This is a genomic window from Pedococcus bigeumensis (genome assembly GCF_006438965.1).
In the GTDB taxonomy this organism is placed as follows: domain Bacteria; phylum Actinomycetota; class Actinomycetes; order Actinomycetales; family Dermatophilaceae; genus Pedococcus; species Pedococcus bigeumensis_A.
Map to the genome: position 1 here is coordinate 52,827 of NZ_RCZM01000002.1, position 13,671 is coordinate 66,497.

8 protein-coding genes are annotated in these 13,671 nt (G+C 69.1%); 5 read left to right on the top strand and 3 right to left on the bottom strand.

Annotation, left to right across the window (positions count from 1 at the left end; translation table 11 throughout):
- Positions 1-117 precede the first annotated feature (117 nt).
- Positions 118-672, top strand: coding sequence for a GNAT family N-acetyltransferase (locus EAH86_RS05210; protein ID WP_241668213.1), 555 nt, complete (start codon positions 118-120; stop codon positions 670-672).
- Between the two features lie 80 nt (positions 673-752).
- Here the strand turns inward: EAH86_RS05210 and EAH86_RS05215 are convergent, their stop codons facing one another.
- Positions 753-1,208 (bottom strand): PaaI family thioesterase, encoded by a 456-nt coding sequence (locus tag EAH86_RS05215; protein ID WP_140737602.1) that lies wholly within the window; start codon positions 1,206-1,208, stop codon positions 753-755.
- Between the two features lie 19 nt (positions 1,209-1,227).
- Here EAH86_RS05215 and polA point away from each other — a divergent pair, with 19 nt between their 5' ends.
- On the top strand, positions 1,228-3,900 hold the full coding sequence (polA, locus tag EAH86_RS05220) for a DNA polymerase I (RefSeq protein WP_140737603.1): 2,673 nt from the start codon (positions 1,228-1,230) through the stop codon (positions 3,898-3,900).
- A 100-nt stretch (positions 3,901-4,000) separates the two neighbouring features.
- Positions 4,001-5,005, top strand: coding sequence for a UDP-glucuronic acid decarboxylase family protein (locus EAH86_RS05225; RefSeq protein WP_140737604.1), 1,005 nt, complete (start codon positions 4,001-4,003; stop codon positions 5,003-5,005).
- 8 nt (positions 5,006-5,013) lie between these two features.
- Here EAH86_RS05225 and EAH86_RS05230 read toward each other — a convergent pair whose 3' ends face one another.
- Entirely contained in the window at positions 5,014-6,255 is a 1,242-nt protein-coding gene (locus tag EAH86_RS05230; RefSeq protein WP_140737605.1) for a lipopolysaccharide biosynthesis protein, read from the bottom strand.
- A gap of 95 nt (positions 6,256-6,350) precedes the next feature.
- Between EAH86_RS05230 and EAH86_RS05235 the strand changes: the two genes are divergently transcribed.
- Together EAH86_RS05235 and EAH86_RS05240 are read left to right on the top strand one after the other, a co-directional pair.
- The gene (locus EAH86_RS05235) at positions 6,351-10,517 is read left to right on the top strand and encodes an alpha-(1->3)-arabinofuranosyltransferase domain-containing protein (protein WP_140737606.1); all 4,167 of its coding nucleotides are present in this window, start codon (positions 6,351-6,353) and stop codon (positions 10,515-10,517) included.
- Positions 10,510-10,863 (top strand): hypothetical protein, encoded by a 354-nt coding sequence (locus EAH86_RS05240; RefSeq protein ID WP_140737607.1) that lies wholly within the window; start codon positions 10,510-10,512, stop codon positions 10,861-10,863. The genes EAH86_RS05235 and EAH86_RS05240 overlap by 8 nt, the downstream gene beginning before the upstream one ends.
- 28 nt (positions 10,864-10,891) lie before the next feature.
- Here the strand turns inward: EAH86_RS05240 and EAH86_RS05245 are convergent, their stop codons facing one another.
- Positions 10,892-13,543: an acyltransferase family protein gene (locus tag EAH86_RS05245; protein WP_161988567.1), complete on the bottom strand. Its 2,652-nt coding sequence runs from the start codon at positions 13,541-13,543 to the stop codon at positions 10,892-10,894.
- Between the last annotated feature and the right edge of the window lie 128 nt (positions 13,544-13,671).

The window sequence follows — 13,671 nt, forward strand, 5'->3', positions numbered from 1 at the left end:
GTGTCGGTCGCCGTTGCGCGACCGCGGCCCTCGGGGGAGCCGGCAGCAGTGGTGAAATGTGCCAATCCGACCGATGGAGGAACCCCGGTGAGCCGTCCCGCGATCAGCGTCAGGCGTGTGTCCGCGGACGATGAGCGGTCCTTCACCGAGCTGTGGATGTCCTCGCGCGTCGAGGCCGGGATCAGTCCCGAGGTCGCCGCCCGGGCCGCCTCCGAGGGGCGCGTCGCCACCGCGCTGCACCGTGAGGACGTCCGGGCCTATGTCGCCACTGCTGACGGTCGCGCGGTCGGTTTCGCCGTCGCCGCCACCAGCCCGTTCTCGTCGCTCACCGACAACCCGTGCGTCACCATCGACCAGCTCTACGTCGTCCCCGAGTCCCGCAAGCACGGGGTGGCCCGCCAGCTCATGACCGCTGTCACGCTCTACGCCGACTCCCACGGGTGCGACCAGATCGGCTGCAACGTCCCGGCCCAGCACCGCGAGGCCAACCGCTTCTTCGCCCGGCTGGGCTTCTCGTCCCAGGTGGTGCGCCGGGTGACCAGCGTCGCCGCCCTGCGCCGTCGGCTCGGCCAGGACGAGCCTCGCCACCACTCGATCGACGCGCTGCTGCACCGTCGCCGCACCCTGCGTGCGCGCGCCACTGCCAGTGCCGACAGCCGCCTCGCGGGCTGACCTTCCAGCCCACCCAACGCAACGACGAGGGGGTATGCCGTTCACGCGGCATACCCCCTCGTCGTTGCCTTTGGCGCTGGTCAGGCGCCGGGGGCGGCGTCGCGGATCAGGCAGGTGATCCGGCAGGTGCAGACCCGCTTGTCCTGGTCGTCGGTGATGACCACGTCGTAGGAGGCGAGGGTGTTGCCGAGCGACAGCGCGGTCGCGGTGCCCGTCACGAAGCCGGAGCGGGCGGCGCGGTGGTGGGTGGCGTTGATGTCGAGGCCGACCGCGATCCGCTTCGGGCCGGCGTGCAGGGCCGAGCCGACCGAGCCGAGGGTCTCGGCCAGGACGACGGACGCGCCGCCGTGCAGCAGACCGTAGGGCTGGGTGTTGCCCTCGACCGGCATCCGCCCCACCACCCGCTCGGGCGTCGCCTCGAGGACCTCGATCTGCATGCGCTGCAACAGCGAGTTCGGGTTCATCCCCATCATCGTCTCGACGGCCGAGGCGAACTCGGCGCTGGTGGGGCTGGCGGTCGCGGGGGTGTCACTCATACGCAATAGGCTGCCATGCGTGAGTCGCCTCCTGCTCCTCGACGGTCATTCCCTTGCCTACCGCGCGTTCTTCGCGCTGCCGGCCGAGAACTTCTCGACCAGCACCGGACAGCACACCAACGCGGTCTACGGCTTCACCTCGATGTTGATCAACGTCATGCGTGACGAGCAGCCGACCCACCTGGCGGTGGCTTTCGACGTGTCGAGGCAGACCTTCCGCACCGAGCAGTACGCCGAGTACAAGGCCGGCCGGTCGGCGACCCCCAGCGAGTTCAAGGGGCAGGTGTCGCTGCTGCACGAGGTCCTCGACGCGCTCAAGATCCGCTATGTCGAGGTCGACGGCTACGAAGCCGACGACGTGCTCGCCACCCTCACCACGCAGGCCCTGGCGGAGGGCATGGAGGTGCTGATCTGCTCGGGCGACCGCGATGCGTTCCAGCTGGTCACCGACAGCAGCACCGTGCTCTATCCCGTCAAGGGCGTCTCCGAGCTCGCCCGGATGACCCCGGCCGCCGTGGAGACCAAGTACGGCGTGCTGCCCGAGCGGTACTCCGACCTGGCCGCCCTCGTCGGCGAGTCCTCCGACAACCTGCCCGGTGTGCCCGGAGTGGGCCCCAAGACGGCCGCCAAGTGGATCGGCCAGTACGGCGACCTCACCGGCCTGGTCGCCCACGTCGACGAGATCAAGGGCAAGGCGGGGGAGTCGCTGCGCGAGCACCTCGACGGCGTGCTGCGCAACCGCCGCCTCAACCAGCTCGTCCGCGACCTCGACATGCCCATCACCATCGCCGACCTCGAGCGGCAGAACTGGGACCGCGAGCAGGTCCACGCCGTCTTCGACAGCCTCGAGTTCCGCGTGCTGCGCGACCGCCTCTTCGAGTACCTCGACGCGCCCCAGGAGGAGGCCGACCACGGCTTCGACCTCGACGGCGCGCTGCTCGCGCCTGACGAGGTGGCCGGCTGGCTGGAGGAGTATGCCGCGACCGGCGCCACCGTGGGCGTGCACCTCGTCGGCCAGTGGGGTCGCGGCACCGGGGACGCCACGGCCCTCGCGCTGGCCACCGACGGTGACGCGGCGGCCTACGTCGACCTGACCACCCTCGACCCGGCCGGGGAGGCGGCGGTCGGAGCGTGGCTGGCCGACGCCAAGCGTCCCAAGGTGCTGCACGACGCGAAAGGTCCGTTGCTGGCACTCGCTGCGCGGGGCTGGCCGGTCGAGGGGATCGCGACCGACACCGCCCTGGCGGCCTACCTCGTGCGTCCTGACCAGCGGTCCTACGACCTCGCCGACCTCGTGCTGCGCCACCTCGGGCGCGAGCTGCGCGCCGAAGCCGACAACTCTGGGCAGGGGCTGCTCGACTTCGGCGAGGAGGGTGACGCGGGCACGCAGGACGCGATGGTCCGGGCCCGTGCGGTGCTCGACCTGGCCGGCTCGCTGGCCGAGCAGCTCGAGGCCACCGGCGGCACGTCGCTCCAGCAGGACGTCGAGCTGCCGCTGGAGCAGGTGCTGGCCAGCATGGAGCGCACCGGCATCGCGGCCGACGTCGAGGTGATGACCGGGCTGGAGGCCGACTTCGCCGCCAAGGTGCGCGAGGCGCAGGGTGACGCCTACGACGCGATCGGTGGCGACCAGATCAACCTGGGCTCGCCCAAGCAGCTCCAGGTGGTGCTCTTCGAGACCCTCGGCCTGCCCAAGACTCGCCGCACCAAGACCGGCTACACGACCGACGCCGATGCGCTGACCGACCTGTTCACCAAGACCGAGCACCCGTTCCTCGAGGCGCTGCTGCGGCACCGCGACGCCTCGCGTCTGCGGGTGACCGTCGAGGGGCTGCTCAAGTCGGTGGCCGACGACGGCCGCATCCACACGACCTACCAGCAGACCATCGCGGCGACCGGTCGACTCTCGTCCACCGACCCGAACCTGCAGAACATCCCGATCCGCACCGACGAGGGCCGCCGGATCCGCGAGGTGTTCATCGTCGGTGAGGGCTACGAGTCGCTGATGTCCGCCGACTACAGCCAGATCGAGATGCGGATCATGGCCCACCTGTCCGGTGACGAGGGCCTGATCGAGGCGTTCCGCACCGGCGAGGACCTGCACCGGTTCGTGGGCTCGCGCGTCTTCCACGTCGAGCCCGAGGACGTCACCTCGGCGATGCGGTCCAAGGTCAAGGCGATGTCCTACGGGCTGGCCTACGGGCTGTCCGCGTTCGGACTGTCCAAGCAGCTCACCATCTCGACCGGCGAGGCGCAGGGCCTGATGGACGAGTACTTCGCCCGGTTCGGCGGGGTCAAGGACTACCTCGACACCGTCGTGGTGCAGGCGCGGGGGACCGGCTACACCGAGACCATGCTCGGTCGGCGCCGCTACCTGCCCGACCTGACCTCCGACAACCGGCAGCGCCGCGAGATGGCCGAGCGGATGGCCCTCAACGCACCGATCCAGGGTTCCGCCGCCGACATCATCAAGCTCGCGATGCTGCGGGTCGAGGCTGCGCTCAAGGAGTCCGGCGCCCAGTCCCGCCAGCTGCTCCAGGTGCACGACGAGCTGGTCCTCGAGATCGCTCCCGGCGAGGCGGCCGACGTGGAGGCGCTGGTGCGCAAGGAGATGGGTGGCGCCATCGAGATGGATGTCCCGCTCGACGTGAGTGTCGGCGTCGGCCGCTCCTGGTTCGACGCCGCCCACTGAGCGACGCCGCCCAGCGACACCGCGGGGGAGATGTCCGTCACGGCACTGGTTTCGCTGAGCGCGGCGTTCGGGTGCGTGCGAACCTCTAGGGTTGGCGCCCATGACCGACCACCACGAACTCCACGCCCTCGTCGAGGCGCCCGCGACGGAGGACGCCCGTCCCCAGCGCGCCGTCGTCACCGGCGGTGCGGGGTTCCTGGGCTCCCACCTGTGCGAGCACCTGCTCGGCCGGGGCATCGACGTGGTTTGTGTCGACAACTTCCTCACCGGGAGCAGGGCCAACATCGCGCACCTGCTCGACCACGACGGCTTCACGGTGATGCAGGCTGACGTCAGCCACGGGATCACCGTGCCGGGCCCGGTCGGCTACGTCCTGCACTTTGCCTCGCCGGCCTCGCCGGTGGACTACCTCAAGCTGCCGATCGAGACGTTGTCGGTGGGTTCGCGGGGGACCTTCCACGCCCTCGACCTGGCCGTTCACAAGGGAGCCCGGTTCCTGCTGGCCTCGACTTCGGAGGTCTACGGCGACCCCAGCGTGCACCCCCAGCCCGAGTCCTACTGGGGCAACGTCAACCCGGTCGGCCCGCGGGGGGTCTACGACGAGGCAAAACGGTTCAGCGAGGCCCTCACCACGGCATACCGGGCGACGTATGGGCTGGACGCGGCGATCGCGCGCATCTTCAACACGTATGGACCCCGGATGCGCCCCGATGACGGGCGCGCGATCCCGAACTTCATCTCCCAGGCGTTGCGCGGAGAGTCCCTCACGGTGTTCGGGGACGGGCTGCAGACCCGCAGCATCTGCTACGTCGACGACGAGGTCGACGGGCTGGTGGCCCTGCTGACGTCAGGTCACCCGGGGCCGATGAACATCGGCAACCCGGACGAGATCTCGATGCTCGACCTGGCGCGCAAGATCATCGACCTGACGGGCAGCGAATCTGAGATCACCTTCGACCCGAGGCCGGTCGACGACCCCCAGATCCGCCAGCCCGACATCGCCCTCGCATCACGTGAGCTGGGCTGGAAGCCACAGCACTCGATGACCGAGGGCCTGCAGCGCACCGTCGACTACTTCCGGGCCCTGGACGAGTCCTCTGCCTAACCCAAACCTCAGGTGGCGGCGACCGGGCCAGTAGCCTTCGACAGCACGATGGCCGCGCCCGTCAGGACCAGGACCAGCCCTCCAGCGACGACCGCGAGGACGATCTGACGAACGGACCCATGCGACACCAGGACGATGGCAGCGACTATCCCTGCGGTTACGAGCCAGATCAGGTAGCCGAGCCGCCGGTCGTCGCGCGCGACGCTTGCGTAGGCCAGGACCTGGGTCAACGACAGCAGCGAACCCGCCACGACAAAGACGGGCACCAGCGGAGCCAGCGACGTGTAGGTCCGCCCCCCGACGAGCAGGATGAGCGAGGGCCCGAACGCCGCGGCGACGCAGGTCGCGACCGCACCTATGGCCAAGGTCAGACCGCTCGCCCAGAGCAGGCCCTGTCGCCGATCGTGTCGAGCCATGGAGGGGTAGGCGACCGTCGCCAGGAAACCCGGCCCCCAGAAGGCTGCCTTGGCGAAGATGCTCAGCACTGCGTAGCCGCCTGCGGCTTCTGCTGCGAGGAAGTGCCTGGCCAAGGGTGTATCGACGTTGGACAGGACGAGCAAACCCGAGGTGGTGGCTGTTGCGACGAGGGTGGGCTTGAACCACGTGGTCCGGGCCCTGACGAGGTGGGGGAACGCGCCCACGACCAGGGCACCTGCGGCCCCGGCCGTGATGAGGGCGGCGACAGCCGTGGCAGCCAGGACGGCACTGGTGTCCCATCCACGCCAAGCCGCGATCGCACCCGAGGCGAAACGGGCAACTCCCGTGGCTACGTAGATGCCAGCCAAGGACATGAATCGCTCGTGCCCCTGCAGACACCCCTGCACGGCGAAGGTCACGCAGGTCGCCAAGCTGGTCACTCCTACCCACACGACCGCCCACGGGGAATTGAGGTGGAGGACGTCTGCGAGCAGCGGCGACGCGGCGCCCATCAAGGCCATCGAGCCCGCGCCGATCAGCAGTCCAGTCCGCAGCGCCATGGTGTCCAGCTCGAGCGGGCCGTCCTCTGTTGGCGTCGCTCGTGCGACGTGACGCGCCACGACGAGCTGCAGGGCCAAGGCCGGCACGCCAGCGATCACCACGAGGTTGAGCAACGCTGCGACAGCACCAAATCGGGCGGGTTCCAGGGCATGGCTGAGGACGAGGAAGAACGCGTAGCCCAGAACGTTGGCCATCAGCGTCCCGGCACCCACAAGGGCTGCCGCCCCGCCCTTCTCGACCAAACGTGGCAGTGGCAGACGACGCGCCTCCATTGCCGGCCCACCTTCCCAGACTCTCGTGCCGGCTCGGTTAGATTTGGAGCGACGGCGATGCAGTTGCGATACGGACGACGAGGACAGGCCCAGGGGTGACTCTCTCACAACGCAGCCGCGTGGCCGAGGAGGGACGCCGAGGCTCCAGCGGTGGCGCCGTGCCGTACTTGGTGGCCCTGATGGTGCTGGCCGCGGCGGCGTTCCGCTCCGACTGGGGGTCCCTGGTTGCGGACACCAAGCCGGAGCTGTACCTGGACCCCGCAGGCACCTTCCAGGCGGCACTGTCCGGGCTTGCACCGAACCCCTACCTGGGGTCCCCGAACTTCAACGGCGGAATCCTGCCCGTGGCCGCACTCCTTTCCGTGCTGCACCTCGTCGTCGAACCTGCGTGGCTGCTGCAGAGGTTGCTGCACGTGGCCTTGGGTCTTGCCGCGTTCGCCGGCGCTGGCCGGGTGGCACGGCACTGGGGTGTGTCGGAGCGGACAGGCTGGATAGCGGCGGCGGCGCTGTACACGATCGGGCCGTTCGCCCTTGTCGGCGGAGCCACGTTGCCGGTCGCCATCCCACACGCCGTGCTGCCTTGGCTCCTGGTCGCAGTGGCACGCAGCTTGCAACCCCGCGAGTCCGTGCGCTACCTGGCGGCGTCCATCGTGTTGTTCGCGGCCATGACCGGTATCAACGCCGGCTCGGTGCCGCTCCTCCTCATGTGCCCCGTGGTCGTTGTCGTGCTCGCCGCCATCCTGAAGGCACGGGGGTCGACAAGGAATGTCGCTGCCCGCGGGCTTGTCCTCGGGGTCGGGTTTGCCGCGATCAGCGCCTACTGGCTGGTTCCGGCATTGGTGGCGCGCGGGTCGGGCCAGCAGATCGTCGGAACCACCGAGTCGATGGATGCGATCGCCGCGACGTCCTCGTGGTCCGAGGTGGTGCGAGGGTTCGGCCTCTGGCCCATGTACGGAGGGGACAGCAACGGCCCTTGGCAACCCGGCTTCGCCGCCTACGTGACCAACCCGCTGGTCATTGTGGTGACCGTGGTCCCATTGGGTCTCGCTGCCCTTGGCGTCGCACGGCTCGGGCGACGCGCGGTGGTCCCTGCTGTGCTCGTGGCGACGGGGGCCGCTCTCATGGTGGGACTGCACCCCATCGAGTCCCCAACACCGCTGGGTTCCCTGTTGGCCAGCGCCTTTGCGAAGGTGCCTGCCCTGCTGGTGCTACGCACGACAGCCAAGTCGGGGAGCACGGTGGCCCTGGCCGTCGCGGTGCTCGCAGGCGCTGGCATCATGGCGATCCGTGACCTGATCGTCCATCAGGCCGGGGGGCGAGGCCGGTTTTGGCGTCGAAGAGTAAGCGCCATCTTCCTCGTCGTGGGCTCCGTGGTCCTGGGCACGCTCGCCTACCCGCTCGTGACCGGGAGTTCCAACCCCGTGACGATGGACATCCCGTCGTACTGGAGGGCAGCCGCGGCATCGCTGAACCAGCAGCCGGCAGACCGGGGTACTTGGTTCCTACCGGGGACCGACCAGACCGACTACCGATGGGGCTACTCGGGCCCAGATGACGTGGTGCTGGGGCTGATCCATGGGCGCACGCTCCGCCGGTCCACAGTCCCCAACAGCAGCCCGGCCGCGACCGACCTGATGGCCGGCATCGACAACTCCCTCGCCAGGGGGGATGCCCCTCGTGATCTGGTCTCCGCGATGGCGGAGTATCTGGGCGTCGGCACGGTCGTCTTACGTGCTGACATCGACACGACGACGACGGGTGGTATCAGCCCGGGGCGTTTGCAACAGCAGCTTGACTCGGATCCAGGACTGAGCCGGGCCGCCAGCTTCGGCGAGTTCCCTGCGCGGTGGGCTGACCCCCGCGACAGGACCGCCCCGGACGCGGCCCTGGTGATCTATGAGGTGCGTTCGGCGACGGTCCGGCCCGTGCTGCGACCGGGCACGGGAACCACGACGCTGGTCGGGGACCCGAGCTCCATACCCTTGCTGGTTCGCGCTGGTCTCCTTCCCGACCGCCGGCCGGTCCACCTCGCCAGCACGCTCGGGCAAGCCGACTTCGCCGCTCTCCTTCGTCAGGGAACGCGCATCGAGCTGACCGACGGGGCTGAGCGTCGCGGGGTGTCGGTGGGCCGCGTTGGCGTGCCGACGACACCACTGCTGACCACACGGGAGACACCGTTTTCGCCCCGCACGGTGTCCGCCCGGACCGATGACCAGACAGTCCGCTTCTACCGGGGCGCAGTCCAGGTCGGCGACTCCTCGAACGGGTCCGTGTTCGGCCCCACCGCCAATGATTCGGCTGCAGCCGCAGTCGACGGCGACGATCGCACCGCCTGGATCGCAGGTGACTTCGGCAATGCCGTTGGCCAGCGGTGGTGGGTTGACTTCGGGCAGTCGCGCACGCTGTCCACCGTCCGGCTCAACCTGGCGCGGACCACCCCCGTTCAGATCGCCACGCTGCGTGTCTCTGCGGGCGCGACCAGCCGGGTCGTGCAGGTGCCCGCCGGGGCAAGCCGCGTCGAGGTCGACCTCGGCGACGTCAAGTCGAACGAGCTCTCGGTCGAGGTGACGAAGGTCCAGGGTGACGGGATTAACGGGGTCGGACTCGCCGAGGTCGAGCCCACGGGGATCGCCCTCGCACCCGGAGTACGGACTCCGCTCACGCTCCAGTCGCTCTCGGCGTCCCTTGACCAGCGCGAGCGGCAGCTGTTGTCCCTGACGCCGCTCGACATCGTCCTTCGCCGCTACCAGGGGCTGCTCGGTCTGGGGGACGACGACGAGGAGACCACACTTGACCGCACCGTGACATTGCCGGACCAGCGCGCCTTCCTGCCGGTCGCGACGATACGTTCCACGGGGATGAGCGAGGTCATCGCCGACCGCCTTGCCGGAACGGAATGGGATGTTCGGACCACCGCCTCCAGTCGCCGCGACGACTCGCCCCTCAACCGATCGTCCCTGGTGCTGGACGGCGACGATCGCACCGCTTGGGTCCCGGCGGCGGGAACGGGCGACTGGATGCAGGCAGAGCTCACCGAGGCGCAACGGCTCTCGTCCGTACGCATCACGCAGCCGAACGGCGACCGACGGATCAGCGAGGTCGCTGTGTCGCTCGACGGTCGCATCGTCGGCAAGTACCCCGTGGCCGCCCGCGTCACGACAATCCGCTTTCCCGCGCAGACCGCACGAACTCTCCGACTGACGATCACGGACACCACCCTCGGGTCCGATCCCGTGGGAATTGCCTCGCTGTCGCTACCCGGAGTCGATCCGAAGAAGCAGACAGGCGGGTCTCCCTGTCTGAACGTGGCCACCTTGGACGGCGCTGCGGTGCGCGGCCAGATCGAGAACCCGCAGAGCTTCTTCGAGTCCGGGTTGGCGCAAACAGCCCCATGTCGCGATCAGCGGGTCGTCACGGCTGGCCTGGGAGAGCACGAGATCGCCTCACCAGCGGGCCTCACCGTGGATGAACTGACCCTCTATGACGCCGTGCACCTCCCCGGCGCGCCTGCGGCCGATCTCGGGGTGAGCACGAGAACGACGGACCACGGGATGACGGTTCAGGTGCGCCTGCCGGTCAGGAGCCTGCCCACGACGCTGTCTCTCGGCATGGCTGACCTCGGGTGGACGGCACGGCTCGAGGGCGTCGAGCTCACGACGGTCGACGGGGTGGACGGGTATGCGGCCGGGTGGGCCGTTCCGGCTGGACCTGCTGTCACCGTCACGGTCCGCTACCCGCACGCCGGGCAGGTTTTGGCAGCCCAATGGTTCAGCGCCGTGATCCTGCTGGTGGTGTTGCTCCTGCTCCTGGTGCCCTCGACTAGGACTGGGCCACTGAGCGCGCGCGACGGCGAGATCCCCGACACCTCGACGGATGACCACGGTCGGGCGTCCCGCGCCGCACGGATGTGTCGACTGAGGCCGTGGCTGGTCGGCGCCGCCGTGCTCATCGGGGTCGGGGCGACGGCGCCGTGGGCTTTGATCGTGGTGGTTCCGGCACTCGTCGTGAGCACCATCCGGCGGCGAGGAGCAGCTGGGAGGTTGGCTGTCGCCGCCTTGGTGTTCTGCGTTGCCCTGCCGCTGGTGATGTTCGTCGTCCGGGGTCTGTGGCCTGAGGTGCCAAGCTTCGACCTCGTCCGTCGGGATACCACCAGCCCGGTCTTCGCGGCGGCCTGGGCATGGCTGCTCGTGCTGGCCGCGGGTGTCGCACCACCTGCGTCGAAGGCAGCCAAACCACCCGCTAGAGTGCGGCCCCATGAGTGAACAGGGGTCACGAGCTGACGTAGACAGCCACCGTGCCGAGCGGGTCGTGGTCAGCCTCAGCCGCGGTCTGAAGGTGTGTCTGACCCTCGCGGCGCTGCTGTTCGCGGCGGCCGCCTTCAGCCTCTTCGTGGGGCTGCAGAAGCCAGGGCAGGAGGGCTTCCCCTTCCTTTGTGGTTCGGCCCTACACCCCCCGACAGACGACTTCCCCAAGTCGGTCTGCGGCTACCTCAACCGCAACCAGCAGCTCAAGGTCGGCTGGTTGGCATCGTCGGGACTGATCGTCGCCGTCGGGGGTTTCGCGTCCTTCGGCGTGAGTAGGCGGACCGAGGTCGAGCGAGCCCACTGACACGGTCGGTCAGATGGGGCCGAGTGGCTCAACCCTTCGTCAGCCCGGCACTGCGCGAGATCTGAGGCAACAGCCAGCTCAGCACGAGGGTGGTGCCGGCCTCAGTGAAGTGCAGTCCGTCCTTGCGGAGGGTCACGTTGCCCGACGTGTTCGAGTAGCCACCCGCGCACAGGTGACCACCTAGGTCGACGACGCTGGCGCCATGCGCGGCCGCCACCTCCCTGGCGACGTCGTTGATCCAAGCGATCCGCTCCGCGTCGTTGATCGCTGGAGCCTCCCGTCCGTCACCGTCGGGGACCCCGTGACAGGGCATGGTCACCACGACGACCGGGCGCCCATCGGAGCTGAGCGCGTCGATGGCGCGACCGTACTCGTCCTGGAGGTATCGGCGGTAGGACTCCGACCCGAAGCGCAACGTACGGCCTTTAACCCGGTGGTCGAACAGCTCTCCGATGCCAGGCCACAGGACACCCACGTCGTAGCTGCTCTGACGGGCCTGGTCCGGCCACGAAGCGGACCACTCGGAACAGGCATCCGGCATGGCCTCGACCCGGCCCGCGACCACACGTGGCGACGTGACGAGCCCGCATCCCAGTCGCGTGGCACCCGCAAGGGTGAAGGATCCGTGTCGTCCGCCGCTGTCCTCCCGCAGGCCGTAGGGCACGGAGTCGCCGACGAAGTAGGCGGTCAGGGGGGCATTGCTGCCGAGGGTCTGGAGGAGACGAGAATCGAGCCAACGCCAGACGTCCTTGGCGCCCTTCTCGGTGTAGTGCACGCCGTCGTAGCGGACATCCTTGGCGGCCACGCCGCCGATGGTCGCCAGGGGTCGGCCCTGCTCGTCGCAGAGCATGGTCTCCAGGTGCACCACTGAAACGGTCTCCGGGTGCGCTTCGGCGTAGCGCTGGTACTGGGTGTTGATCCAGGCGATCCGGGTGCGGTCGTTCCGCTGTCGAACCAGGTCCGGACCGTACATGCCCCCGTCCGGCTCCTGGTAACACGGGACGTTGACGAGTCCCAGCCGGGCACCCCGCTGGGTCAACACGGAGCTGGCCGCATCGAGCTCGGTCCGGAGGTAGTCGCCGTACTCCTGAGACCCCACCTTCAGCACCCGGCCCTCGACCACGTGGTCGACCGTCTCCCACGCTCCCGCCATGAGCAGAACCAGCTCGGGGTCGGAGTCGCGGACGGCATCGGCCCAGTCGGTGGGCCACTGAGCGCACTTCTCCTCCTGTGCATACCGCTGGTCACCGATCAACCTGCCACCGCGAGCGAAGCCGCACCCCAGGCGCGTGCTTGATGTGACGGTGACACCAGGGGTGAGAGCCGCCGACCACGGCATCGCAAGGGTGAAGGCCGTGGAGTCGCCCACTAGCAGCACCCGACGGTCTCCCGCGGGTGCAACGTGCTGGCTCACGGTCAGACCGTCAACGGTTCGGCTCGAGGACGGATCGGGTGGGGTTGCCAGAACCAGGGACGTCACCAGGACAGCGGGGACACCCGCAACGAGCCATGGACGGAGCCCGGCTCGACGTGGGAACCGACGCAGTGCGCCCCTGCGCACGGGCAGCTCTACGAGGCGGTAGCTCAGCTCGCTGAGGCCCAACGTCACCGCGATCCGAACGAGTGCCAGACCAAGGCCGCCCAGTCCGGTCCGCTCGGAGGAGAGGACGACGATGACGGGCCAGTGCCACAAATAGACGCCATAAGAGATCCGGCCGAGCCACCTCAGCGGTGGGAGCGAAAGAAGGGTGGCCAGCGGGCCAGGCAGCCGGCTCGCGTAGATCACGGCCCCCGACGCGAGAGCCACGACCAGGAAGCCCCCTCGGTAGAGGAAGGACGAGGAGTCGGGGAGGAACAGCATTGCGGCGGCGACCGCACCAAGGCCCGCAATGCCGACCCCGTGCGCAAGGGCCTGCCTGCCGAGAGGCAAGGTCCAGGGCCCGAGCGCGAGGTACCGGACCTGCCCCTTGGACGTGCGAGCGCGGCCGGCCCAAGCCCGGCTGCCGAGGAGCGCGGCGAGGCACGCGCCAGTGAGCAGCCCCTGAACGCGCGTGTCGGTGCCGTAGTAGACCCGTGAGGGGTCGACGTCCGGGTTGTAGAGGTGCGCCGCCCACAGGGCGCTGGCAACCGCCCCCAGCGCAAACCCGGCTGCCAACGCTCGACGAGACAGAAAGCCGAGGGCAGCCAGGCCGGTCAGTACGAGCGGGAGGACGAGGTACCACTGTTCCTCGATGGCCAGTGACCAGGTATGGCGTAACGGAGATGGGTCACCGTACTGCGCGAAGTACGACTCGCCGGCGTAGATGAAGCGCCAGTTCGAGTAGTAGAGCAGGGTGGCGAAGCCGTCACCGCGCAGCTGGGCGCGTTGTGCAGGTTGGGCCAGGAACTGTGCGTAGGCCACCACGGCGACCATGACGAGCAGCAGGGCGGGGAGCAGCCGCCTGACGCGACGTATCCAGAAGGCGGCGAGGTCGACCGAGCCCCAGCGATCGAGCTCCGCCAACAGCAAGGCGGTGATCAGGAAGCCGGAGATGACGAAGAAGACGTCGACGCCGAGATAGCCACCGGGGAGCAGGGGGAGGTTCAGGTGGTAGAGCACGACGGCGGTGACGGCGAACGCACGGAGGCCGTCCAGTGCCGGCAGGTAAGCGAGCTGACGGTGCGGATGGGTGGTCCCCACCGGGTCGGTTCTGTCGACCCGAGGTCCTTCCACCATTCTGCTTCCTCCGACGTTCCGGTGTGGCCATGGCGGCCGCCGGCACAGTGTAGTTTGCGCCTGTGCTGGATTCCGCAGAACCTCAACCGACC